At 44.4% G+C, this 22,521-nt stretch carries 21 protein-coding genes; 12 read left to right on the forward strand and 9 right to left on the reverse strand.

Features of this window, described 5'->3' with window-relative positions; genetic code table 11:
- Nucleotides 1-430: 430 nt before the first annotated feature.
- Nucleotides 431-631, reverse strand: coding sequence for a hypothetical protein (locus H6F98_RS30795; RefSeq protein WP_192222547.1), 201 nt, complete (start codon nucleotides 629-631; stop codon nucleotides 431-433).
- Between the two features lie 781 nt (nucleotides 632-1,412).
- Complete coding sequence (locus tag H6F98_RS30800) at nucleotides 1,413-2,393, reverse strand: DPP IV N-terminal domain-containing protein (RefSeq protein WP_192222548.1); 981 nt, start codon at nucleotides 2,391-2,393, stop codon at nucleotides 1,413-1,415.
- Nucleotides 2,394-2,694: 301 nt separating this feature from the next.
- On the opposite strand from H6F98_RS30800, the gene H6F98_RS30805 reads away from it, so the two are divergent.
- From H6F98_RS30805 to H6F98_RS30850, 10 genes are all read left to right on the forward strand, one after another.
- The gene (locus tag H6F98_RS30805) at nucleotides 2,695-2,976 is read left to right on the forward strand and encodes a hypothetical protein (RefSeq protein ID WP_192222549.1); all 282 of its coding nucleotides are present in this window, start codon (nucleotides 2,695-2,697) and stop codon (nucleotides 2,974-2,976) included.
- A gap of 70 nt (nucleotides 2,977-3,046) precedes the next feature.
- Nucleotides 3,047-4,006 (forward strand): DUF362 domain-containing protein, encoded by a 960-nt coding sequence (locus H6F98_RS30810; protein ID WP_192222550.1) that lies wholly within the window; start codon nucleotides 3,047-3,049, stop codon nucleotides 4,004-4,006.
- 1,220 nt (nucleotides 4,007-5,226) lie between these two features.
- The gene (locus H6F98_RS30815; RefSeq protein ID WP_192222551.1) at nucleotides 5,227-5,763 is read left to right on the forward strand and encodes an inorganic diphosphatase; all 537 of its coding nucleotides are present in this window, start codon (nucleotides 5,227-5,229) and stop codon (nucleotides 5,761-5,763) included.
- Nucleotides 5,764-6,176: 413 nt separating this feature from the next.
- Nucleotides 6,177-7,085, forward strand: a complete 909-nt coding sequence (locus tag H6F98_RS30820; RefSeq protein WP_192222552.1) for an MBL fold metallo-hydrolase — start codon at nucleotides 6,177-6,179, stop codon at nucleotides 7,083-7,085.
- A 172-nt stretch (nucleotides 7,086-7,257) separates the two neighbouring features.
- Entirely contained in the window at nucleotides 7,258-8,082 is an 825-nt protein-coding gene (locus tag H6F98_RS30825) for a sulfurtransferase (protein WP_192222553.1), read from the forward strand.
- 401 nt (nucleotides 8,083-8,483) lie between these two features.
- Nucleotides 8,484-9,002, forward strand: a complete 519-nt coding sequence (locus H6F98_RS30830) for an NYN domain-containing protein (RefSeq protein ID WP_192222554.1) — start codon at nucleotides 8,484-8,486, stop codon at nucleotides 9,000-9,002.
- Between the two features lie 77 nt (nucleotides 9,003-9,079).
- A complete protein-coding gene (locus H6F98_RS30835; protein WP_199349121.1) occupies nucleotides 9,080-10,735 on the forward strand; it encodes a 2-isopropylmalate synthase in 1,656 nt (551 codons plus the stop codon).
- 5 nt (nucleotides 10,736-10,740) lie between these two features.
- The gene (locus tag H6F98_RS30840) at nucleotides 10,741-12,963 is read left to right on the forward strand and encodes a hypothetical protein (RefSeq protein WP_192222555.1); all 2,223 of its coding nucleotides are present in this window, start codon (nucleotides 10,741-10,743) and stop codon (nucleotides 12,961-12,963) included.
- Nucleotides 12,964-13,060: 97 nt separating this feature from the next.
- Nucleotides 13,061-13,861 carry a class I SAM-dependent methyltransferase gene (locus H6F98_RS30845; RefSeq protein WP_192222556.1) on the forward strand — a complete coding sequence of 267 codons (801 nt, stop codon included), beginning with the start codon at nucleotides 13,061-13,063 and terminating at the stop codon, nucleotides 13,859-13,861.
- A 217-nt stretch (nucleotides 13,862-14,078) separates the two neighbouring features.
- Entirely contained in the window at nucleotides 14,079-14,504 is a 426-nt protein-coding gene (locus H6F98_RS30850) for a hypothetical protein (protein WP_192222557.1), read from the forward strand.
- Between the two features lie 119 nt (nucleotides 14,505-14,623).
- On the opposite strand, the gene H6F98_RS30855 is transcribed toward H6F98_RS30850, so the two are convergent.
- A complete protein-coding gene (locus H6F98_RS30855; RefSeq protein ID WP_192222558.1) occupies nucleotides 14,624-15,052 on the reverse strand; it encodes a GNAT family N-acetyltransferase in 429 nt (142 codons plus the stop codon).
- Nucleotides 15,053-15,546: 494 nt separating this feature from the next.
- Between H6F98_RS30855 and H6F98_RS30860 the strand changes: the two genes are divergently transcribed.
- Nucleotides 15,547-16,956, forward strand: a complete 1,410-nt coding sequence (locus H6F98_RS30860; RefSeq protein WP_313929976.1) for an ATP-dependent DNA helicase RecQ — start codon at nucleotides 15,547-15,549, stop codon at nucleotides 16,954-16,956.
- A 7-nt stretch (nucleotides 16,957-16,963) separates the two neighbouring features.
- Here the strand turns inward: H6F98_RS30860 and H6F98_RS30865 are convergent, their stop codons facing one another.
- The 3 genes from H6F98_RS30865 to petN all read right to left on the reverse strand — a co-directional run bounded on the left by H6F98_RS30865 (nucleotide 16,964) and on the right by petN (nucleotide 18,112).
- Complete coding sequence (locus H6F98_RS30865; protein ID WP_192222559.1) at nucleotides 16,964-17,617, reverse strand: Uma2 family endonuclease; 654 nt, start codon at nucleotides 17,615-17,617, stop codon at nucleotides 16,964-16,966.
- A 263-nt stretch (nucleotides 17,618-17,880) separates the two neighbouring features.
- Complete coding sequence (locus tag H6F98_RS34300; protein ID WP_277927636.1) at nucleotides 17,881-18,015, reverse strand: hypothetical protein; 135 nt, start codon at nucleotides 18,013-18,015, stop codon at nucleotides 17,881-17,883.
- A 7-nt stretch (nucleotides 18,016-18,022) separates the two neighbouring features.
- Complete coding sequence (gene petN / locus H6F98_RS30870) at nucleotides 18,023-18,112, reverse strand: cytochrome b6-f complex subunit PetN (protein ID WP_192222560.1); 90 nt, start codon at nucleotides 18,110-18,112, stop codon at nucleotides 18,023-18,025.
- 78 nt (nucleotides 18,113-18,190) lie between these two features.
- Here petN and H6F98_RS30875 point away from each other — a divergent pair, with 78 nt between their 5' ends.
- Nucleotides 18,191-18,631: a hypothetical protein gene (locus H6F98_RS30875; RefSeq protein WP_313929974.1), complete on the forward strand. Its 441-nt coding sequence runs from the start codon at nucleotides 18,191-18,193 to the stop codon at nucleotides 18,629-18,631.
- Here H6F98_RS30875 and H6F98_RS30880 read toward each other — a convergent pair.
- From H6F98_RS30880 to H6F98_RS30890, 3 genes are all read right to left on the reverse strand, one after another.
- Nucleotides 18,618-19,292 (reverse strand): SDR family oxidoreductase, encoded by a 675-nt coding sequence (locus tag H6F98_RS30880; protein ID WP_192222561.1) that lies wholly within the window; start codon nucleotides 19,290-19,292, stop codon nucleotides 18,618-18,620. The two genes, H6F98_RS30875 and H6F98_RS30880, sit on opposite strands and share 14 nt — an antisense overlap.
- Before the next feature lie 58 nt (nucleotides 19,293-19,350).
- A complete protein-coding gene (locus H6F98_RS30885; RefSeq protein ID WP_192222562.1) occupies nucleotides 19,351-20,826 on the reverse strand; it encodes an adenylate/guanylate cyclase domain-containing protein in 1,476 nt (491 codons plus the stop codon).
- A gap of 327 nt (nucleotides 20,827-21,153) precedes the next feature.
- Nucleotides 21,154-22,341, reverse strand: coding sequence for an RNA-guided endonuclease TnpB family protein (locus tag H6F98_RS30890; protein WP_199349123.1), 1,188 nt, complete (start codon nucleotides 22,339-22,341; stop codon nucleotides 21,154-21,156).
- Between the last annotated feature and the right edge of the window lie 180 nt (nucleotides 22,342-22,521).

Below are 22,521 nucleotides of genomic sequence, written 5' to 3' on the forward strand. Positions count from 1 at the left end.
ATTGAGCGTTGACGGCGAAATCTGTCAAATGAATGCTCTCAAATTCAGGGAAACCTAAGTCTGGTAACAGATATGGCAATCCTGAGCCAAGCCGGAAAAAAATTCCTGGAAGGTGCAGAGACTCAACGGGAGCTACCCTAACGTAAAGCCGAGGGTAAAGAGAGAGTCCAATTCTTAAAGCCAGTAATGGCAGTAGCGAAAGCTACGGAAGAATGAAAATCCGTTGACCTTAAACGGTCGTGTGGGTTCAAGTCCCACCGCCCCCATCCAAATTTATTAATAAAAAAGCTCTCTGTTTTGTGATAACAAGCTTCAGTTTTCCAATAGGTCACTTAGGCTTGTAGTTCAGAGTAATAAAATGATGTGAAAGGATAGCATTTGGAGACAACAAACACTCGCCTGCTCTACCCCAATTGCAGATTTTAATCTCTTACTTTTTTACAGGTTCAAGGCACCCATAGTAATCGTACTTTTCTCGGTTTTTGTCAAAGACTGTCCAGCGTGATGGCTGGTTACTGAACAAATCTAAGTCAATATGTTCGTAGATATAATATCCACTGGAACGTTTACCTTGCTGGTCAATCAAAATAACGGGTTGTAACTTACAATTTGTCTTAATCGGTTTGATCATTTTTTCAATTAGGTACTGTTAGATTGGTTTGAGTCAGGCTATGTGAACCCAGCTAATTGCTTCAGTCACTACAGTGTTCCGTAACTATAAGCTGGCTAATTCTCTTAAGCTGGGTCTAAATCATTGGATAAGTTGCTATCTTTGTCTTTCCGATTTCATCGGTTATCCGTTTTCTACCTATGAGAATTACCTAGGTTCGTTTCAGGAAAGGTTTCTAGGCTGGCATTTCTGGATGATAGGAGCAACAGCGCCAATAACGGACTCCCAAACGGATATGACAAAGTAAGGTGTCTGAGCAGCAAGGGCAAGTTGGCTTAATTATCATCAATTGCCCAGGCTTTGTGGCTGTATCCTGTTGTCTGCGAGCAGTTGTCAGGTGAGTCAGCACTTAGAGTGGCTGCTTTAACTTAAGTTCGCATATTTTAAACCTGGGTCAATAATAATTTCAGTATAGCTTCATTTCCTTGACCTAAAAAATCTATTTTTGATACTCTGATAAGTTAAATTTATTTGCTAATTTCAAGAGACACTATAAGCGTTGAGTAGCTAAAAGCTAGAGAAATCTAGTTTTCCTACCTGATGGCAAAGAGCAAAAAGGGCAGTTGCGAACCACGACATCGCCAGGAGAATAAGCGGTACTCAGTTTGTTCCTTAACTCTCCCCAGAACGTTAATACGATAGATATCGAACCTCTTTTGGGCGACGAATAAGTTTGGTGTTTTTAGAGAATAAAAAAGGTGGGCATTGCCCACCAGTGATGACTAGCATGATTAGCTAGACCCTACCGCCTAGCTTTTGATGTAAGTGGTTGCCAATCAGGGGAATAATCAGTTGACGGATGGTTGGTCAGTCTAGTTTGATTCGAGCCGTCGGCATCCATTACATAGATTTCAGGGTTATAGTTTTCAAAGTTGCTGCCTTCAGGATTCTTGTCGCGGAAAGATACGAAAGCAATTCGATTCCCATCGGATGACCAAGCTGGAGCATCATCGTCGGCGGAATTGTTGGTCAACTGGGTGAGATTGGAACCATCTGCGTTCATCAAATAGACATCTCTGTTGTCGGTGCGCTGCGACATAAAGGCAATCTGCTTGCCATCGGGTGACCAGGCTGGATCAGCATCAGATGTTGGATTGTTGGTCAAATTCCTAAGCTTGGAACCATTGGCGTTCATCACGTAGATTTCAAAATTGCCGTCTCGACTAGAGATGAAGGCAATCTGCTTGCCATCAGGCGACCAGACTGGGTCACCATCGTCGGCGGGATTGTTGGTTAGCCGGGTTTGATTGGAACCATCGGCTTTCATCTCGTAGATTTCCGAGTTATTATCGCGATCGCTATCGTTACGACCAGAGGTGAAGGCAATCCGCTTGCCATCAGGTGACCAGGCTGGGTCAATATCGTACTCTGGATCGTTGGTTAATCGGGTGAGATTAGACCCGTCAGCGTCCATCACATAAATGTCCGGGTTGCCTTCGCGATTAGAGGAGAACGCAATCTGTTTTCCGTCAGGCGACCAAGCTGGGTCACTCTCAGATACCGAATCATTCGTTAGCCTGGTGAGATTAGACCCGTCAGGATTCATTAGGTAAATGTCACCGCTGTTGTCGTCGCGGAAAGAGACAAAAGCGATTTTTGGTGTAGTAGAAGTTTGGGCTTTTACTGTGTTGTTACTCCCCCAGGCTGTTGCGATTAGTGGCAGCACCAAACAACCAACAACAAGCGGGAGTTTAGGTATAAAGGCACGAATTTTTTTCCTCATCACACAGTATTCTTCTGAGAAATCTACATTTTCTCTCTCCACTCCTGTCCTACTGTGTTCCGGATTGATTGCTCGTTACAAGGCTTGCCATAAGGACGATTAGAAACAGCTAAAATGCCGTCTATACAGCGGACGTGCCTCAGCATTCGCTTGGAGCGAAATACACCAAGATTCGTTTAACCAAGGCTTGATCTCATTTTTTTTGTACCTGTCGGACTGTCTGATGAGAGATACTATCCACGTAGCGCCTAACTCTGCGCCGCGACACACTCATTAACTGTAAGACAAGGAACGTTTTCCGATGCAAACTCAGGATAGTTTCACCGAAGTGACATTTCACTATGTAAATGGTGAGTCGGAATCGTTTGAGATTCCTCTAACTCCAGAAGCCTTCCAGCAACAACTGTCAGATTTACTTAATCAACCTTGGTTGACCATGCACCTATTTGATAAAACGGTTTTAATTTGTACGGCTCAGATTATGAAGATAGAAGTGAAGCCTCCCCTAACGGAAATCCAAGGGACAGGTGTCTTCCCTGATACTCTACGGGTGACAGCGCTGTCACATGGAGCGAAAGCTTAGCGATCGCATAGTAAATCCAGCTACCACTGGCTGCTCTTTTCAACTCAACCAAAACTTAAAATCTAAAACCATGCCTACTGTTAGTTTGATTCGTGCTGATTCCTATGAGCGCCAACGACTGCGAACCTATGTGGAAACATTGCTAGAGCCATTGGGAGGGATGAGGGCATTTGTGAAAAAAGGCGATCGTGTCCTACTTAAGCCGAATCTCCTCACATCCGGTCGTCTTGGTAAAGAATGCATCACACGCCCTGAACTCGTGTACTGTGTGGCTCAGTTAGTACAAGAAGCTGGTGGTAAGCCTTTTTTTGGAGATAGTCCCGCATTTGGCAGTGCTAAGGGTGTTGCCGAGGCAAATGGCTATTTGCCAATCATGGAAGAACTCAACTTACCCGTTGTCGAATTCCATGGTCAACGTTATGAAACGGCGAGTCTTACCTTTAATCATCTCCGCTTGTGCAAAGAAGCGATGGACGCTGATGTCGTCATCAACCTCCCAAAGATGAAATCTCACATGCAGTTGACGTTGACGATGGGTGTCAAGAACTTATTCGGTTGTGTACCAGGGAAAATGAAGGCATGGTGGCACATGGAGGCGGGGAAAGATGAAAACCGCTTTGGGGAGATGTTGGTAGAGACAGCACGGGCAATTAACCCAGACTTGACGATTCTCGATGGAATTATCGGTCACGAAGGTAATGGTCCTAGTGGTGGTGAACCCCGACAGCTCAATGTTTTAGGTGCGTCCTCCGATGTCTTTGCCCTTGACCGTTCAATGGTAGAAATTCTGAATGTTGACCCAACTCTTGTGCCCACGATTACCGCACAAGAGCGATTAGGGCTTTCTTCTGGCTTCGCTGATATCCAGTATCCACTTCAGCGACCAGGGGAACTGCAAGTGCTGGATTGGAAACTACCCGATGCTTTAATGCCGATTGATTTTGGGATGCCCCGCGTCATCAAGTCCACCTTCAAGCATCTATACATCCGGTTTATCAAAGAACCGCTGAAAACTTATGCCCAACAGTAGATGAAGACTGTTTAATTCTGTAAACTCTGTTACAGTGTGATACAAAATCGGCACGTAAGCTTATAATACCCTCCGATTGCTTAATCACACCGCCCTACTGCTAGAGGCGGTTTTTTATGCGGAAATTCGTGAAGTTGATTTAGATTGTCTATAAAATCAACCTCCCTCGTAGGGAGGAGGTTTTTGTGCCACCGATTAATTCGATTGGAAGACTTTCTTGAAATTGTTTGCTGGAAGACAGTCTCCTCGAAATAAACCGTTAAAATATAAGGGACAGGGTTCTAAATAAAACCCACTGTTATCGTCTTTAAATTGACCGAGTTCCAATTTCAACATTTTTATGGAATCAAGTGGCCCGTCCGCTAACTCTTCTGACCCTAACCCCCATAGGTGGGCAGAAATTTTGGGCACGCTAATCGCTTTGCTAACACTGACCTTACCTCTGTATGTCATCGCCCACTACTCTTCAGGAAGCAGCGCTGATATCTTGCAACAGACTTCCTACTCACTTCCGAGGTCAGAAAAGTGAACTGGAAATTCTGATGTAACTAAAGACAAAGAATTATCGGCTCTTCAGTACCTGTTATGCCAAAATCCAATATGGAAAATCTCTAAGCCTTACTGGACAAGGATTTTCATAAAGTAATTATTTTTTTAGGCTATGAGCCTTGCCCAGTAAGGCTTTTTGGCTGATTTAGCATACTAAGTACTGAAGAGCCGAATTATCTAACTCAAGAGGACTGCTGAGACTCTAAGCTTAGCAACGCTGACAAATGTTTAAGTGTTGAGTGTTTCAAAATTCCTTGATTCTAAATCTCAGTGATCTACCTTCAACAAAAAAGGCAGGAAGCAGAAGGAATGCCTTCGTCCTTTGTCTATGACCGAAGGGAGTAAGGGTATCAAGCCCCCACTGAAAGAACTCCAGTAACTCCCGTTTAGGTGGAGTCTGAATCCCCATCTGAACGGAACCTTTTGCATTCTTTAATTTTTCCCTTTGTCCTTCAACCTAGAGTGACAATTTTGTCTTGCTATTGATAAAGCTTCGAGAGCTTATCCCTTGAGCTGTCTAGAAGTCTATGACCCATAGCCTTGAAGTGCCCGTCTTCCCCTAAAATGCTACACGGGGGCTGGTTAACATTCGCTTGGGTGTTCAACCCCTGTGTGCTTAAGCTTTAATTGAAAGGCACCCTTAATTTACTGTGTAGCTTAAAAATAAGGTCATGGATTTATCACGCATTCCTGCTCAACCCAAACCGGGTCTGATTAACGTTCTCATCGAAATTCCGGCAGGTAGCAAAAACAAGTACGAGTTTGATAAAGACCTTCAAGCCTTTGCGCTTGATCGGGTGCTTTTCTCTTCGGTGCAGTACCCCTACGACTACGGGTTTGTACCCAACACGCTAGCCGATGATGGCGATCCACTAGACGGTATGGTATTGATGGATCAACCAACGTTTCCAGGGTGTGTCATTGCCGCTCGACCCATTGGTATGTTAGAGATGATTGATGGAGGCGATCGCGATGAGAAAATTCTTTGTGTTCCTGACAAAGACCCGCGCTATGCACAGGTGAAATCTCTTGAAGATGTTGCCCCTCATCGCTTGGATGAAATTTCTGAATTTTTCAAGACCTACAAAAATCTAGAAAAAAAAGTCACAGAAATTCTAGGCTGGAAAAATGTCGATCAGGTAATGCCGTTGGTAGAAAAGTGCATCGACGCGGGTCAGCCAGGACGAGATTCAACGGCGGAAGACTAACTAAGCTTTTTTTAGTCCTTCAATGCCCTCTCTTACTCGACAATTGGGTAAGTAGACGCCTCTTAGAGGTGAACATCTTTGTCTAGCTAAGCTTAGAAGCCTCTTCATTCTCGGTGATGCTCTTGTGACAAAACTCACAAGCTAGCTGCCTCAAGAACGTTAGAATTGACAGGCTTGACAAAAACTTCCTGACCAAGATAAAGGGTGCTAGAAAATAAGACGTAGGGGAAGTGCGAAATCGCCGCTTGTTTTTGTACTAGATTACCCTACGTGGTTTCTTTATAAACTCAACCGCTGCCCCTCTTGATAAAAAGCAATTGTTCTGACTCACCGATGCCCAGCCTCTCTGATTATCATTGGGCGGAAAGCCTCCGGTGTAAAGCGTTGTTGATCAAGGTAAACTTGATTGAAAAATGCCAGATTTTGATCCAGCGGCACCGAATCCACGCACATTTAATGCTAGAGCCGACATGGTAACTGGCCTCACTGCTGATTTTGTTGTCCAATTTTGGGGCGTTCGAGGTCAAATTTCCGCTCCAGGGAAAGAGACGATGCGCTATGGAGGAAATACCTCTTGTGTCGAAATGCGTGTCGGGAAGAAACGCCTCATCTTTGATGGCGGTAGTGGGCTGCGAGTTTTGGGGAATAACTTGCTTTCCCAGATGCCAGTAGAAGCCTACATCTTCTTTAGCCAATGCCATTGGGACAGCATTCAAGGATTTCCTTTTTTCACGCCTGCTTTTATTCCAGGCAACTGTTTTCATATCTATGGCGCGGCAGCATCTAATGGTGCGTCGATGGAGCAGCGTCTAAGCAGCCAAATGCTTCATCCCAATTTTCCCGTTCCCCTTCAGTTGATGCGGTCAGAGTTGAAATTCCACAACCTGACTTCTGGCAATGAAATATTACTGGATGATGTAACAGTTGAGGCAATTTCACTCAACTACTCACATCGAGCAATGGGTTATCGAGTGAGTTGGCAAGGACACTCAGCCGTTTATGCAATTGATCGCTCCCATTATCCTGACCAAATCGATCAAAATCTGCTGCACTTGGCGCGGCAAGCCGATTTACTAATTTTGGATGCTCCTTATACCATTTCCGCTGATGATGCGCTTAAGTCTTCACCTTTAAACTGGCAAGACGACCTTTGGCAAACGGGTATGGCAACAGCCAAGGCGGCAGGGGTTAAGCGAATTGTTATGTCTCGCTATAACCCTGACTATGACGATGATTTTCTTGACAGGGTAGAAGAGCAAGTTCAATCAGTGTTTCCTAACGACTTACTCGCTCGTGAAGGGATGATTCTACCCGTTTTTTAGATTTTAGAGGCACTAAAGCAACAGGAGAGACACTCCAGATAGAGAAGAGAGAGACGTGGCGACGCAGGTAAAGCACAATCAGATATATAGGGTTTACACAAGTTCCAGCTAAGATGCTAGAAGCTTGCTTTGGCTTGCTCCACTTTGAGAATCTCTAGCTTAGTGATGTCGAATGACAAACTCCCCTCTTGTCGTTTCTGCCCAGTATCTTAGTGAACACCTTGATGACCCACAAATTGTGATTGTGGATTGTCGTTTTGCGCTAAGCGATCCAAAACTGGGGCATCAGCAATATTTACTCAGCCACATTCCTGGTGCCCACTATTTGGATTTAAATCAAGACCTTTCAGCGCCTGTAGGACGTCATGGTGGGCGTCATCCGTTACCTGATGCCAACCAGTTAGCCGAGAAGCTAGTGGGGATTGGTGTTGATTTTCAACAAACGCTGGTTGTTGCCTATGATGACTCCCGCTTTGCCTTTGCGGCACGGCTTTGGTGGCTCCTGCGCTACTTAGGGCATAACAACGTTGCTTTACTGGATGGGGGTTGGACGGCATGGCAGTCACAAGGATATCCGGTTACCGATGTTCTACCAACTCCTCAACAAGGACACTTTGTGCCGCAGTTGCGCTCTAACTGGGTGGTGAATATTGAGGTCGTGAAAGCGCTTAAAGACTTACCAGAAGTTGCCTTAGTTGATTCACGGGAACGCGATCGCTATCTTGGTAAACAAGAGCCAATTGACCCAATCGCTGGTCATATTCCTGGAGCAATCAATTATCCTTGGCAAGAAGTCACTAACCCTCAAGGATTTGTACTCCCAAACCTTGAGCAACAACAACGATGGGCAGATATTGAGTCGAAGACAGAAGTCATCGTCTACTGCGGTTCTGGTGTCACCGCTTGCGTCAATCTCTTCTCCTTGGAACTAGCAGGGATTCACGCAGGTAAGCTTTATGCTGGCAGTTGGAGTGACTGGTGTTCTTATTTGCAATAAAGCCCTCTGACTAATCGGCTTCTATAGAGAGTTAACGCAGAACGACAAATTTAAATGTAGAGTTGATAAAGTACAACCGCAGGAGACTTTCTGCGGTTTTACTCAAATTTACATAGGCTTAAGTGAAGTGTGCAAATGCCTCACTCCTGATTCCTGGACAAACGCTTCGCCGTGCGAGAGAGCTGGACTTCTTCCCGCAAGAGCTGGCACTTCACATACATAAGGATGCTGTAGCATTTCTATTAGCTGAGTGTGATTTCAGGAAAAAAATTGAGAAAATGAGGAAGCACAAGAACGATAAATGTATTACTAATATAAAGTAACTATCACAAAATCATTACATAAACATTGCTAAAATAAGAAGCTCAATTATTCTCTAGAACTATTAGGTCTTAGTTTATATGCCATGCCAAATGAACCGTCTTTCTATTTTTGTAGACGGGAACAATATGTTCTATGCTCAACAAAAAAATGGCTGGTTTTTTGACCCTAGGAGGGTCTTAGACTACTTTAAAGGTGAGCCAAATACAATGCTGGTGAACGCTTTTTGGTATACCGGATTAAAAGATCCACAAGATCAACGGGGCTTTCGAGATGCGTTAATTAGTCTTGGTTATACAGTCCGGACAAAAATTCTTAAAGAATATTACGATGATAATTCGGGTCGTTATTCTCAAAAAGCTAATTTAGATATAGAAATTGTTGTTGATATGTTTAATACGGTAGAACAGTACGATAAAGTGATTCTTTTTAGTGGTGATGGTGACTTTGAACGTGCAATTGAATTACTTCGGTCAAAAAATACGCATATAACAGTAGTATCAACAGAAGGAATGATTGCAAGAGAACTCAGAAACGCAACCGATCGTTACATAGATCTAAACGATGTACGAAACCATATTGAGAAACTTGATTATTAATTATAATTGAACAAAAAATATCCAGTATCTTTTATAGATTTTAGGAAGACCAGTCTCTAATGTCAGTAAATCGAGCTATGAACCAGCAACCACAACCAGACCGCATCATTATTTTTGACACCACACTCCGAGATGGCGAACAGTGCCCCGGAGCAACCCTAAATGTAGATGAAAAGCTCGCTATTGCTCGACAACTGGCTCGTCTGGGGGTAGATGTTATTGAGGCAGGCTTTGCTTTTGCTAGTCCCGGAGATTTTGAGGCAGTTCAGAAGATTGCCAAGACAGTGGGGACAGAAGATGGTCCTATCGTCTGTAGCTTGGCAAGAGCGATTAAAGCGGATATTGAAGCGGCGGCTGAAGCCCTAAAACCAGCGCGTCACGCTCGGATTCATACGTTTATCTCAACATCCGATATTCACCTAGAGTATCAGCTCAAGAAATCTAGGGCAGAGGTGTTGGCGATCGCAGAAGAAATGGTCGCCTATGCCAAATCCTTCATGGACGATGTGGAATTTTCAACGATGGATGCCACACGTACCGATCCAGAGTACCTCTACCAAGTGCTAGAACGTGCGATCGCAGCCGGGGCAACAACGATTAATATCCCCGATACCGTTGGTTATAGTATGCCGAGCGAGTTTGGGGAACTGATTCGGGGGATTAAAGAAAATGTCCCGAATATTGACCAAGCGGTTATTTCAGTCCACGGACACAACGACCTGGGTGTCGGGGTTGCTAACTTCCTGGAAGCCGTCAAGAATGGCGCACGGCAGCTAGAATGCACAATTAACGGCATCGGTGAACGCGCAGGAAATGCCTCGTTAGAAGAATTGGTGATGGCACTGCACGTTCGGCGGCAGTACTACAATCCCTTCTTAGGGCGTCCAGCAGATTCTGAAGAACCCCTGACCAATATTGATACTCGCCAGATTTACAAAACCTCTCGTTTGGTGTCCAACCTCACTGGGATGCTGGTGCAGCCAAATAAGGCAATTGTTGGCGCTAATGCCTTTGCACATGAGTCTGGAATTCACCAAGATGGCATCCTTAAAAACAAGCTCACGTATGAAATCATGGATGCCCAGTCGATTGGCTTAAATGACAATCAGATTGTCTTGGGCAAACACTCTGGGCGTAATGCCTTCCGCACTCGCTTGAAAGAATTGGGATTTGATTTGTCAGAAACGGATTTGAATAAGGCATTTCTCCGGTTTAAAGACCTGGCAGATAAGAAAAAAGAAATGTCTGACTGGGATTTGGAAGCGATTGTTAATGATGAAATTCAGCAAGCGCCGGAACTATTCCGTCTGGAATTGGTTCAGGTGTCCTGTGGCGATCGCGCTCGTCCTACGGCAACCGTAACCCTGAGAACACCAACTGGGGAAGAACTTACGGATGCAGCGATTGGGACAGGTCCCGTTGATGCCGTTTACAAAGCCATGAATCGGGTGGTGAACGTGCCCAACCAACTGATTGAGTTTTCCGTCCAGTCAGTCACGGCAGGCATTGATGCGATCGGGGAAGTGACCATCCGGTTGCGGCATAGCGATCGCGTCTATTCAGGCCATGCGGCGAATACCGACATTATCGTCGCCTCCGCTCAAGCCTATGTAAATGCCCTCAACCGACTCTATGCGTCGTTGCAGAGTGAAAAGAATCCATCTGTTCCACCCGATGAACAGATCACCACAGTTGCCCCTGTAGCAATTCAAGGTTCCAGAGAACAAGCCTAGACACTATGCCTCTTCCCCGAATGTGGGTAGAAGTTCGCCAGAAATTCCTAGTTAATGCTTGTCTTCTAGGGTTTCTGGCGCTGATTACGGTAGGGATCACAGCACTGTATGTATCCAGTGAACGTAACTTCCATTGGTGGATCGACTGGCATTCCTCAGCGATTAGGGTAACCACCGCTTTTCGAGAATCCCCGTGGGAGGGGTTACAGTTAGTCCAAAAGTCTCTCGTCCAAGACCGAAATTGGATTTACACCCTACCGTTGGTGCCATTCCTCTTGACGTTTGGGACTTCGCGCCTGGTTTACGAACTGGCGCTAGCCTTGGTTTATCTCTTGCCATTTGCGATCGCAATGGGAGGGATTTGTTCTAAGCTGATTCGGGTTCATCAGCAAACAGTTTTTTGGGCAACTGCCCTACTCACCTTACTCATCCCAGTTAGCTGGATACCTACGTTTATGGGTATCCCTGACACGGGTGGTGCTTTCCTGATTGCCCTTGCCTCGCTGGTTTACTTGCAGGATGTCAAACTCCGGCGATGGTGGCAAATTCCTCTAGTTGGATTGTTGCTTGGCTCTTCGGTTCTGCTGCGCCGTCATTTTGTCTATGGTTGTATTGCTTCCCTCGGTGCCATTACTGTACAAGCTTTGGTTCATTTCTCAGTTGAGGTGCGAAAAAAACCACAACTAGCTTGGCGGAATTTAATCGAACACGGCGTGCGGATTGGTTTAATCAGTGCCATAGCAGTCAGCACAGTGATGGCTGTCGCTTGGCAGTTTACCTACCGGGCAAGGATGAGTGATTACGGAACGCTGTACAAGTCTTGGAACCTGCCTTTCGGTGAGATTACTAGCTTATACGCTTCCTATTATGGGTGGGGAACCTGGCTACTGGTTGCGATCGGATTGTCGGCAAGTATTCTTACCCGTGCTGTCGCTTTACCAACTATCAGCTTTCTGGCGCTGTCGGGTGTCTTCTCCTTGATTGCATGGCTGGTTGTACTGCGTTATGCGAATGTCTTTTATTCCGTGCATATTACGCCCTTAGTCATCGTCGGATTATTCGCTTTGATTTGGACAACCTGGATTAGCGTCAAGGGCAAACTTCGCACGATCATTTTGGGCGTAGTCGGCTGCTATTTGGTGAGCAATCTTGTGATTAGCTTAGCCCCAGTCGGCAATCTAAGCCACTTCTTGCATCCCTTGTTTGCCCTCAACATGCCACCGCTAGTGCGTACAGACTACGATGAAGTCGTCCGACTTGTGAAGTACCTACGCCAATTAGCTCCTAAAAAAGAGCCTATCTTCGTGGTGGGCAATCAACGCCTTCAGCTTGATTCTAGTTTGGTAAGAGGCGTTGAGATCTTACTCTATGGGCAAGAGGGGAGGATTTTGCGCCTTCTATCTGTACCGAAGGTAGACTCTCGCGATACCTATCCATTAGAAAGCTTACTAAAGGCTCAGTATGTGGTTGTTCCCAATTCGTTGCCTAGCTATCCAAGGGGAGGGGTACTGCAAGACACGAATAAATTTCCGGTTGTTGGGGAATGGCTAACGGATAAAGAACTGGATGTCGTTACGGTGGTGTTTGATGCATTTACTCAAAATCAGGAAATTGCTCAGGACTTCAAGCGTTTGCCTGTGCAGTTCACTTTAGAACGGGGAACTGTGGTGAATATTTACCAGCGAATTCGTCCAACCTCTCTGGACACTGCTGTTCGCACACTTAATACTATTGTGCAGCGTACTGGGGAACGACCAGGAGGACAAGTAGACTGGCTGGTTGTGAACCCATACTCGAACTACTCTGTGGTCAAGAAAAATCTCAATAACACTTATAAACTAGTATCGCGTCCGAGTGATCGCCTTTTGAAATCGGATTCCAAGGAACTAGGAAAATCGCAACGCGATCGCACACAGGGAAAAGAAACATCTTTTCTTTACCTTGGTTCACTGCAAGAAAACGCTAAAGTAACTGGTGCAATTATTTCCTTGAGCGAACCCTGTGTTAGTTCATCTCTACGATTATCTACGTTGAATAAAGACGGTGAAATTTTCAGCAGCTTAGAAGCAAAATATGTTCCTAATGATTCGCGTAGATTTGCGTTATCAATTAGTGGCAAAAATTCGACCTATCTCTTGTTAGATATCTTGAGCTACGATAGAAATAATTTGAGTAATTTTTGTAAAATGGAAATTAATTCCGTAACGGTATCCAATCAAAAGCAATGACAAATAACTTTTTCCTAAACTTATAAAAATAAGCTATTTTAGTTGCAATTGAAGATTAAACTCTACACTATTATTGGTAACGAAGTAGGCAGAAAAAATGTTAGATGAAACCCTTAATCGAGAGCGACAATTTCATGATGCTTGGGCTGCTGCTATTGATGTAGATGGGATAAAAGTAGCCGATTATTTTGAAGCTTGCACGGCTCCAGAGAATAGATTTATTTTACGACAAATGGGAGATATCCGAGGGAAACTGCTTTTAGATTTGGGGTGTGGTGCTGGGGAAAATAGTGTCTATTTTGCTAAACAAGGAGCGAGGTGTGTAGCGACGGATTATTCACCGGGAATGGTAGAAGTAGCGCTTCAGCTAGCTGCTGCTAATGGGGTTGAGATTGAAGGACGTACCGCTAATGCAATGGCGTTGGATTTCCCTGACAACACGTTTGATTTAGTCTATGCCTCAAACTTACTACACCATATTCCTGATCCCAAAATCGCTTTAAAGGAAATGCATCGAGTTCTAAAACCTGGTGGAAAAGCCTGTTTTTGGGACCCGCTCAAACATAATCCCGTGATTAATGTCTATCGGCGTATGGCAACTGAGGTGCGAACAGAGGATGAGATGCCACTGGATATTAATATAGTAAATTACATTCAATCTCTATTTTCCGAGACAGTTTACGACACTTTTTGGATAGCAACTCTCTGGATTTTCTTGCGTTTCTATCTAATTGAAAAGGCTGACCCTAATAAGGAGCGCTACTGGAAGAAAATTATTATTGAGCAGGAAAGATTAGCACCCATATATCTCCAATTAGAGAAGTTTGATAGTCTTGTGAAAAAGATTCCATTGATGAAGCGCTTTGCCTGGAACATCGCTGTAGTTGCTCAGAAGTAATTTGAAACCTTTCGTTATAAAACTCAGCCTGTAGAAGCGGTTCCTTTGAGAAATTAGGCAGCATATGATGCTTCTTCATAATCCAGGGATTTTTGTTGGACGTAGAAAAAATATGTTGCCTTATCAGGGAAAAACTTCTTTGCGTTTACAGCCAACCTGCGGAATGTGAGGTTAGAATCGGTAGCGTCATTCTCGTTTGTCTCGATAGGGAGATTATATGGCTAAAGACTTAGGAGATCAAAGTCTTCTCAGTAACAAGTTTGGAACAATATCAAACAAGGAGGTTATATTCCTGAGCAAGAAAGGTTTATTTGGTAGTAAAGCTGTAGAAGAAATTCCGATGCATCAGATTGTTGCTGTTCGGTTTTATAAGCAAAAATCTTTTGTTGTAGCGATTCTAGGCGCTCTAGGAATATTGACAGCACTTGTAATTGCTACTCTTTTCTCAGGAAGCTTAATTTTAAAAATAATTGGACTTGTAGTTTTAGCGCTAGGAATTTGGATTGCTTATATTGGCATTGGGGGAATTCCCACAGTATTGATAACTACAGGCGAAGGAAAAACAACTCAATCTAATGGTTGGCCTAACGATAGAAATGAAGCTAAAGCATTTGCTCTAGTACTGCGCGAACAACTTAAGTAAAGAAAGTTAGCTATTCTTCAAGAGACTAAATATTCGGTTTATTGGGCGAGTTGAGGTAGAACGCGATCGCCTTGGTAGGGACTGCCTATGATACTGTCTTACACAAACATCTATCCAACTCAACGTTTATAAATATTTGGATTAGAAATTTCCATATAGATTTCAGGTATTGCTAATTTTTGGAATCCATACTGGCGATAAAGTTCATGAGCATTTCTTGTTCCCAACAACCACTTTCTCAAGCCTTGAAGTTCTGCATGTTCTAAAATTGACTTAACTAGCCATTTTCCTAAACCTTGTCCACGATAGCTTTCTAAAATAAAAACATCTGCTAAATACGCAAATGTTGCGTAATCAGTAATTACTCTAGCAAAGCCAACTTGCTTATTATCCTTATAAACGCCAAAACAGAAAGAATTGGCTATTGATTTCTCAACAACTGCGATAGGTATATCCTTAGACCAATAAGAGTTTTTGAGGAAATCATGAATCATAGCTAAGTCTAATTTAGACTTGTCCGTGCTAATTGAAAAATTGTTGCTGTGCATTGATATAAATCAACATCTCATACAAAAAGTTTGCTCATTGCAAATTCCCAACAGTAGGGTGCGTCGTGATGCACCCTACCACTAGGGGTTATGGATAAGTCCTGAAGTGTTCTCGTAGTTTCTAGTCTACTGGTGGTAAAGTAGGCGATCGCTTTTTACTCCATGCACATTTTTAGTTTATGTATGAAGCTGCTCAATAATGTTGTTTTGCCCAGTCTAAGAGTTTTTTAGCTGCCCAGATACCCTCAACTACAAAAACTTTTTGCTCAAAGCTAGCATGAACTTTGGTAAGCCGTAATCCGTATATTTTCGGAAGTATAATTATTGCTCTTTCTGTAATATTTCGGGAATACAGAAAAATTAAGCGGAGGGCAAAGCATTTGGATATCAATACTAGAGTCAAGTTCTATCAGTTATCACCCAAATACTTCGCCCCTACAGATAACACGTCTGAAACAACATCCTGGAACGACGTTCGTGCAGCCTTCCAAAAAATATGGGGATACGATGATTTTCGACCACCTCAAGGCGAGATTGTTCGGTGTCTACTAGAAAAGCGAGATGCGCTGATTGTGATGCCTACGGGTGGTGGAAAGTCGATTTGTTTTCAACTTCCTGCACTATTACAGACGGGATTAACGTTAGTAGTTTCACCTCTAGTAGCACTGATGGAAAATCAGGTGCAGGAACTGCGTCAGCTAAAGTTACCTGCTGCTTTGTTGCATAGTGAATTGCCAGCCTGGGAACGCAAGAAGACGCTGCAAGCTTTGGAACGGCAACAACTACGATTACTGTATCTCTCGCCAGAAACTTTATTAAGTCCCCCAGTGTGGGAAAGATTGTGTCAGCCGCAGCTAAAAATTAATGGATTGATATTAGATGAAGCGCATTGCTTAGTTCAGTGGGGTGATACCTTTCGACCCGCTTATCAACGTTTGGGTACAATACGACCAACTTTACTGAAGCATAAGCCAAAAGGGACAAAAATCAGCATTGCCGCTTTCACAGCCACAGCCGATCCCCGCGCCCAAGAAATCATCCGAAACGTCTTGCAACTGCAACAGCCAGAAGTCTTTTTACTCAGCCCCTATCGACAAAATCTCAACCTTAAAGTTCAAACTGTCTGGACTCCTAGAGGACGCCGCCAGCAGCTATTGCAGTTTATCCAAGCAAGACCCAAACAAGTAGGATTAGTTTACGTGCGATCGCGTCGAGATAGTGAAGAATTAGCGGCTTGGTTAGCACAAGTAGGTTACGCAACCGCCGCTTACCATGCAGGCTTAAGTGCAGAGGAACGTCGAGAGATTGAAGCGAGTTGGCTGAGTGGGAAAAATCAGTTTGTTGTCTGTACGTCTGCCTTCGGCATGGGTATCAACAAGCCAAATGTGCGTTGGATTTTGCATTTTCAGTCCCCACAACTTTTATCAGAGTACATTCAGGAAGTTGGCAGAGGGGGACGGGATGGTAAGCCATCTGAGGCTTTGACATTAATGTGTGAGCCAACGGGGTTGTTGTATCCAGATGATAAGCAGCAACGAGAGTTTTTTGAGAAGAAGTTGCGATCGCACTATCAAAATGCCCAGCAGTTGGTGAAGAAATTGCCACCTCAAGGGGAAGTCGCAACAGTAGCAAGACAGTATCGCGAGGGTGCAGTTGCTCTGGCTCTCCTGCACAGTGCTGGTCAACTAAAATGGCAAGACCCATTTCATTACTATAAGCATCCATCTGAAAAATCTCAAACGCTTGCCCAGTTGAGTGCTACCCAACAGCAAGTACTCAAGCAGATGACTCAATATCGGAATACTCGCGAGTGTCGTTGGCAATTTTTGTTAAAAGCTTTTGGCTTCACTCAGGAAGCAATTGGATTTAAGTGCGGAAACTGTGACAACTGCTTGAGGCGATAATTGTTACTCATGATTGACTAAAACTGGAGAGTAGCCAACGAGTAATTGCTCCATCATCCTCTGTTTGCGATCGCGTTACTGCTGTTTCCACCACTGAAATTGCTAAGCCTGGTAAAACGTGGGACTGTTGAATTGCATAGCTTTTCCCTTGAGTAATGGTAAAGGCAGTGATTTGAAGAGCATTGACATCCACTACCCAATATTCCTGAACACCTAAGTTTTGGTAGAGAATTCGCTTCCGTTCTAAATCATCACTAAGAGAAGATGCACCAATCTCGATCACCAAAGTTGGTGGGACTAACTGATTGAGATCGACAGGGGAATTACTCCGGGGTGGAAATTGCAAGGAAGAACCGATATAGAAAGCAATGTCGGGTTGACACTCCCGGATACCTGTTTTTTTGAAACTACAGTTCGTAAACTCAATAATTCTGATGTTTTTGAGGGCGGCGAATAGAACAATTGCTGTGGAGACAATCGAGTTATCCCGACTGTGCGCTGTTCCCAGTGCTGCCATTTCAATCCTCATTTCGCCTTGTTCATAGTAGAATCTACCACTGACAAGGGTTGGGTCATCAGCAAACGTCAAAAATTCTTCCCAAGTAGCTTTGATCCAAGTATCAGTAGCGATGGTTTGCAAGATGGGGACGGGGTTAACCATATAGCATTACCCTTTGGCACTCGATTACTGCTTACATTATGGGGGTTGGCGGCGGGGACGAAAGAGCCTTATACCATTAAGCACATCGCTCTTCTCGACGCTGAAAACTCCTACCTTGCACTCACAAATAAGTCGGCGGGTGGCGTTCCTCCCACACCTAGAAGAGAGGTAGCTTCCCGCCGACTTGGTTATTTGTTGTTGGTTGTTGGTAAAAAATACAAACAACTAATAACAAACAACAAACAACCCGAAATCCCATGTCCTTACCTTTTTTTATCCCGATCTTGGCGACGGCGATCGCGCCACTCTGCCGCCGTCAAATAAAGGACACCTCCGCTGACTACAACTAAGAGTCCTGCCGCAGCTACAAACAAAACAGTAACAAAAGAACTTTCCACGATGCCTCTAGAAACCGTTACGTGCCCAAACGACCATTGCAATTGACCAAGTGAACAACACTAGTACCGAAACCCAACCCAACGACAGAATATCCATAGCGATATATAAAGTACGGAATGACTACAAGCCTTATGATAATTCAATCTGAGCGGTCTTTAGCTTAAGGTGAGGATTGTGAACGAGTCTGCTGAGCGAATTGAATCTTTAAAAGCTGGCACTGTGTCAGCGTTGTCCCTGGCGCTGGTTGAGAGCGTCATCGCGGTAGGCAATAGTCTAGTGCTGGCAGAGTTTGAGAGATTTACTGCCTTACACATGACAACCACTGTAGATTGGCTAGGAAGAATCGCGATCGCTTTTATTAGTGGTTTCCTCTTTGGCATCACCTACCGCTATGTGATTCGAGATGATGAAAATTCACACCTCAAAGATGGAGCTGTGCTAGCTTTCGGCTTAGTACGAGGGCTTGCTCCTGTTGAGATCAACCAGAATTTGCTTGACACTTTCTGGTTATTGGGTGTGTTGAGTCTTGAGAGTATTGTATGTTTCCTTGTCGCCCGCTTTACCCTGGATTGGGCATTCCACCGCCATTGGATTAAACCCCTCAAGTCAAGCTAAGTTCTTCAAACGAGGTTTGACCATACATCATCTGCCGATCAACCGCAGAGAGAATTTTATTATTTGCCGCATCAGAAACGAGACACTGACAAACTAACTGGGCAACATCAGCGCGGTGAATTGTTCCAGCAACTTTGTAGTCTTCTGTAACTACACCATTTCCTGTGGCTGGTTCTGACTTTAAGCCACCTGGTCGAATTACGGTATAAGTGAGTCCACTCTCAATCAAGTGCTTCTCTGCCTTTTCCTTCTCGATCAAGACAGCCTTTAATGTTTCCAGTGCTTGCGGTGGTATAGCAACAACGCTTTCTCCACTACCAATCGAAGAAACAAGGATAAACTTTTGCACTCCTGCCTTCACAGCCGCATCAATAAGATTTTTGTTACCCAGATAGTCAGCGCGATCGCCTTCTTTAGGTAAACCACCGATTGTGCTAATAACAGCATTGATGGGTTCTCCTAACATCGCCTGTTCGACAGCCGTCGCATCCAAGGCATCTCCCATTACCACCGTAATTCCCATTGCTTCTAATTCCGGGCGAGACGCTTCGGAACGCAGCAAGGCTTTTACCTTCTGGTTTTGTTCTACCAAGCATTTAGCGATTTCTCGACCAACGCCCCGACTTGCCCCAGCGAGAAAAATATAAGATGCATCTGTCATATATCCGTTCCCTAAACTTTTGTATCTCTTTTCAGCATAGGGAATTGTGCAAAGCTTTTTAGACAGTACCGACTAAGTTTTTAACTTTTCTGCCAGAAAGGAAATAAGTAACCATTTCTCCCTTACCCTTAACCTGGATGACACCACGCTCCTCAAATACATAATCGTCCCGTAAGTATTCGTAGGTTGATTCTGTGACTTGAATACATCCTGCAACACCATGGGATTCCATGCGACTAGCTGTATTCACAGCATCACCCCACAAGTCGTAGATGAATTTTTTTGTTCCGATGACTCCGGCAACTACAGGACCAGAGTTAATTCCAATGCGGATATTGAGTGTAGTGCCATGCTTAGCATTGAATTGGGCAACTGCGCGTTGCATATCGATCGCCATCTCCGCGATCGCTTTTGCATGGTCACTGCGGGCTATAGGAATACCACCCACCACCATATAAGCGTCCCCAATCGTCTTAATTTTCTCCAATTGGTGTTGCTCACTAAGCTGGTCAAATCCCGTGAAAATCTCGTTGAGCAACCTAACGAGTTCTCTTGGTGATATCTTTTCCGACAACTGGGTAAAGTTAACGATATCCGCAAAAAGAATCGTCACCTCAGTAAAGCCCTCGGCAATATGCCGTTGTCCCTCTTTTAGCTGATTAGCAATAGGTTTGGGCAAAATATTGAGCAATAAACTCTCAGACTTTTCCTGTTCTTTGACAAGTTCTTCATTTGCCTCTTGGAGTTGGGCCGTGCGTTCAATCACACGTCGCTCCAACTCTTTGGATGTTTGCCGCAATCTACCGATAACTAGGGTGATTCCTACAACACCCAACATAGAGAGCATCGCTAACATCGCGAAGGTTCCCCGGAGGCCCTCTTTGGTTTTGTTCATGAAGCTGTCGAGGGGAGTAGTAATCTCTAGAACCCCTCGCACGTCCCCGACTTTCCAATCCTTTTTGGGACTATCAGGAAGAGTATTATGACAATTGATGCAACTGGGTGTGAGGATATCTGCCTGGGCATATCGCAATGCTGTACGACCCTGGAACTTCTCAATGCGAAAAAATGGCTGTTTGGGATTTTGTCTTAAGATTTGGAGTGCTTCTCGCTCAAACGTGTCTCTGGCTCCACCGTCATTGCGCCGCTTGGGAAAGGGATACTCACTATACAGCCGAACTGACATGCCTGGGTTTTGTTCACTAAGCCGATTACCGAGTTCTATTAAGTAGGTCGCTGGTACGGGAATCGCTTTGTCTTGGGTCGTGTAGTTGTCGGTGATGATAATCCCGTGACCTTCTCCGATCCGATCAACGGCGTCGGAACTGTAGAGTGTACGTGCCTCATTGAGCGCTTGGGCATATAGGGTAGCGTTCTGAAGTGCCTGGGTCTCAATCAGCTTTGATGAGAGATGAGACATATTCCACAAAGCTGCTGACACTCCAGAGCATAGTAACAGCGTCAGAACGATGACCGTCCGCTTGTAGAGCAGACTGGTAAACATTGTCAAGGCTTGAGAGACCAACTGGCGCATGACATCCCCACAAAGACAGAGCTTTATAGTTTCATACTTCAACGGCTCAACAGAATGTCCGTAAAACTACGGATAATTGTAATAAGTCGATCAGATTTCTAGCCGTGCAACCCTGTGATTTTGAGCCAATCAACTTCCCTAGATTATCAATCGTAGTTGTTATCCCTTGCGATCGCATTCACCTGATTAGGTGACCTCAAAGCATGAAAGAGGAATTGACATACTCCACCAGTGCCTTACGGCTCAGGTGGATTCTCAGCAGAATTGCTGATTCTCAGTTCCTCCAGATGACTTAAATAGTCGATATCTCTATCCGCTATCCAGCGGTCAAGCTGTCCCTGAGCGTTCACCCATGAAAGGGTCGGTTTCTGAATGCCCTTCAGTACCGTTTAAGTATCCAGCTAGTAGCTTCAATCCTTTCGACAGTATGTTACGTGCTGCGTTCATATCACGGTCTAATACTGTTTTACACTCACCACATTGATGGGTTCTAGTGCTTAGGGTTTTCTGAACTTTTGCCCCACATACTGAACAATCAATAGTCGTATTATGTGGTGGTACAGCAATAACAATAGTGCCGTGTATCTTGGCGAAGTAGTGAAGCCATTGAGTGAATTGATACCACGATGCGTCAGATATAGATTTAGCTAGGTGATGATTTTTCACCATGTTTTGAATCTTCAAGTCTTCATAGACAATTAAATCTTTCGATTTAACTAGCGCTAAAGCATCTTTAACCGCTTTATCTTTACGCTGTCTACTTATCTTGAGGTGCTGTTTAGCTAAAGCTTTTCGTGCCTTGTGGTATCGCTTAGACTGTTTCTTCCCCTTGATATGTCTTCTAGAAGTTCGTCGTTGAAGTTTCTTCAACCTAGCTTCAGACTTCCTGAGGTATCTAGGATTGTTTACAGTCTCTCCATTAGAATCGGTGTAGAACTCCTTCAAACCCAGGTCGATTCCAACAATTTCCCCCTTGAACTCGTGAGTTTCTTGTCTATTCCAGTCAATGAGAAACTGAGCGTAGTAGCCGTCTGCACGACGAATTACCCTTACTCTTTTGATTTGTTTCTCGGAGTACCAAACTAAATCTCTAGATGTCCACAACTCAAACGTTCCTGCTTTAAATCCATCGGTGAAGGTTATCTGCTTACGGTCAGCCGATAACGCCCATCCTGTGTTTTTATATTCAAGAGAACGATTGAACTTTTTGTAGGTTGGATAGCCTTTTAACCCTTGCTTTCCCAACCGACAATTCTCGTAAAATCTAGAGATTGCCGCCCACGCTCTATCAGCATGAGCTTGTCTTGCTTGAGAGTTGAGTTTTCCTGCCCAAGGAGTTTCCTTATTCTTAGCTAGTTTTGAACAAAGCTTTTGAAGGTCATTGCGACTGACCCCCTTATTATCTTCCCAATAGCGCAGGCAACTATTACGAATGAACTGCCCTGTGCGGATTGCTTCATCCAGTTTGCTGTACTGACTCCTTGTTCCTTTAAGCTTTGCTTCAATGACTAACATGGTTGAATCTTATCATAGTTTACCTGTTTGTAGAGACAGGTAAGTTGTTGATTTTACGGGGGTTTACCCCATAAAATCAACCCGACTCTCATCCCCACTTGAGGCGTAAGGCGGTATTCGCTACGCTCAATAATCCGCCTCGCCACTAATGGGGCTTTCTCGTCGGTTCTTGGTATAAAA

The organism is Microcoleus sp. FACHB-SPT15 (assembly GCF_014849525.1).
In the GTDB taxonomy this organism is placed as follows: domain Bacteria; phylum Cyanobacteriota; class Cyanobacteriia; order Cyanobacteriales; family Coleofasciculaceae; genus Symplocastrum; species Symplocastrum torsivum.

Excerpts from the sequence above, each read along its gene's own strand:
- H6F98_RS30795 (WP_192222547.1), bottom strand. The coding sequence starts at position 631 with ATGATCAAACCGATTAAGACAAATTGTAAGTTACAACCCGTTATTTTG.
- H6F98_RS30800 (WP_192222548.1), bottom strand. The coding sequence starts at position 2,393 with ATGAGGAAAAAAATTCGTGCCTTTATACCTAAACTCCCGCTTGTTGTT.
- H6F98_RS30805 (WP_192222549.1), top strand. The coding sequence starts at position 2,695 with ATGCAAACTCAGGATAGTTTCACCGAAGTGACATTTCACTATGTAAAT.
- H6F98_RS30810 (WP_192222550.1), top strand. The coding sequence starts at position 3,047 with ATGCCTACTGTTAGTTTGATTCGTGCTGATTCCTATGAGCGCCAACGA.
- H6F98_RS30815 (WP_192222551.1), top strand. The coding sequence starts at position 5,227 with ATGGATTTATCACGCATTCCTGCTCAACCCAAACCGGGTCTGATTAAC.
- H6F98_RS30820 (WP_192222552.1), top strand. The coding sequence starts at position 6,177 with ATGCCAGATTTTGATCCAGCGGCACCGAATCCACGCACATTTAATGCT.
- H6F98_RS30825 (WP_192222553.1), top strand. The coding sequence starts at position 7,258 with ATGACAAACTCCCCTCTTGTCGTTTCTGCCCAGTATCTTAGTGAACAC.
- H6F98_RS30830 (WP_192222554.1), top strand. The coding sequence starts at position 8,484 with ATGCCATGCCAAATGAACCGTCTTTCTATTTTTGTAGACGGGAACAAT.
- H6F98_RS30835 (WP_199349121.1), top strand. The coding sequence starts at position 9,080 with ATGAACCAGCAACCACAACCAGACCGCATCATTATTTTTGACACCACA.
- H6F98_RS30840 (WP_192222555.1), top strand. The coding sequence starts at position 10,741 with ATGCCTCTTCCCCGAATGTGGGTAGAAGTTCGCCAGAAATTCCTAGTT.
- H6F98_RS30845 (WP_192222556.1), top strand. The coding sequence starts at position 13,061 with ATGTTAGATGAAACCCTTAATCGAGAGCGACAATTTCATGATGCTTGG.
- H6F98_RS30850 (WP_192222557.1), top strand. The coding sequence starts at position 14,079 with ATGGCTAAAGACTTAGGAGATCAAAGTCTTCTCAGTAACAAGTTTGGA.
- H6F98_RS30855 (WP_192222558.1), bottom strand. The coding sequence starts at position 15,052 with ATGCACAGCAACAATTTTTCAATTAGCACGGACAAGTCTAAATTAGAC.
- H6F98_RS30865 (WP_192222559.1), bottom strand. The coding sequence starts at position 17,617 with ATGGTTAACCCCGTCCCCATCTTGCAAACCATCGCTACTGATACTTGG.
- petN (WP_192222560.1), bottom strand. The coding sequence starts at position 18,112 with ATGGATATTCTGTCGTTGGGTTGGGTTTCGGTACTAGTGTTGTTCACT.
- H6F98_RS30880 (WP_192222561.1), bottom strand. The coding sequence starts at position 19,292 with ATGACAGATGCATCTTATATTTTTCTCGCTGGGGCAAGTCGGGGCGTT.
- H6F98_RS30885 (WP_192222562.1), bottom strand. The coding sequence starts at position 20,826 with ATGCGCCAGTTGGTCTCTCAAGCCTTGACAATGTTTACCAGTCTGCTC.
- H6F98_RS30890 (WP_199349123.1), bottom strand. The coding sequence starts at position 22,341 with ATGTTAGTCATTGAAGCAAAGCTTAAAGGAACAAGGAGTCAGTACAGC.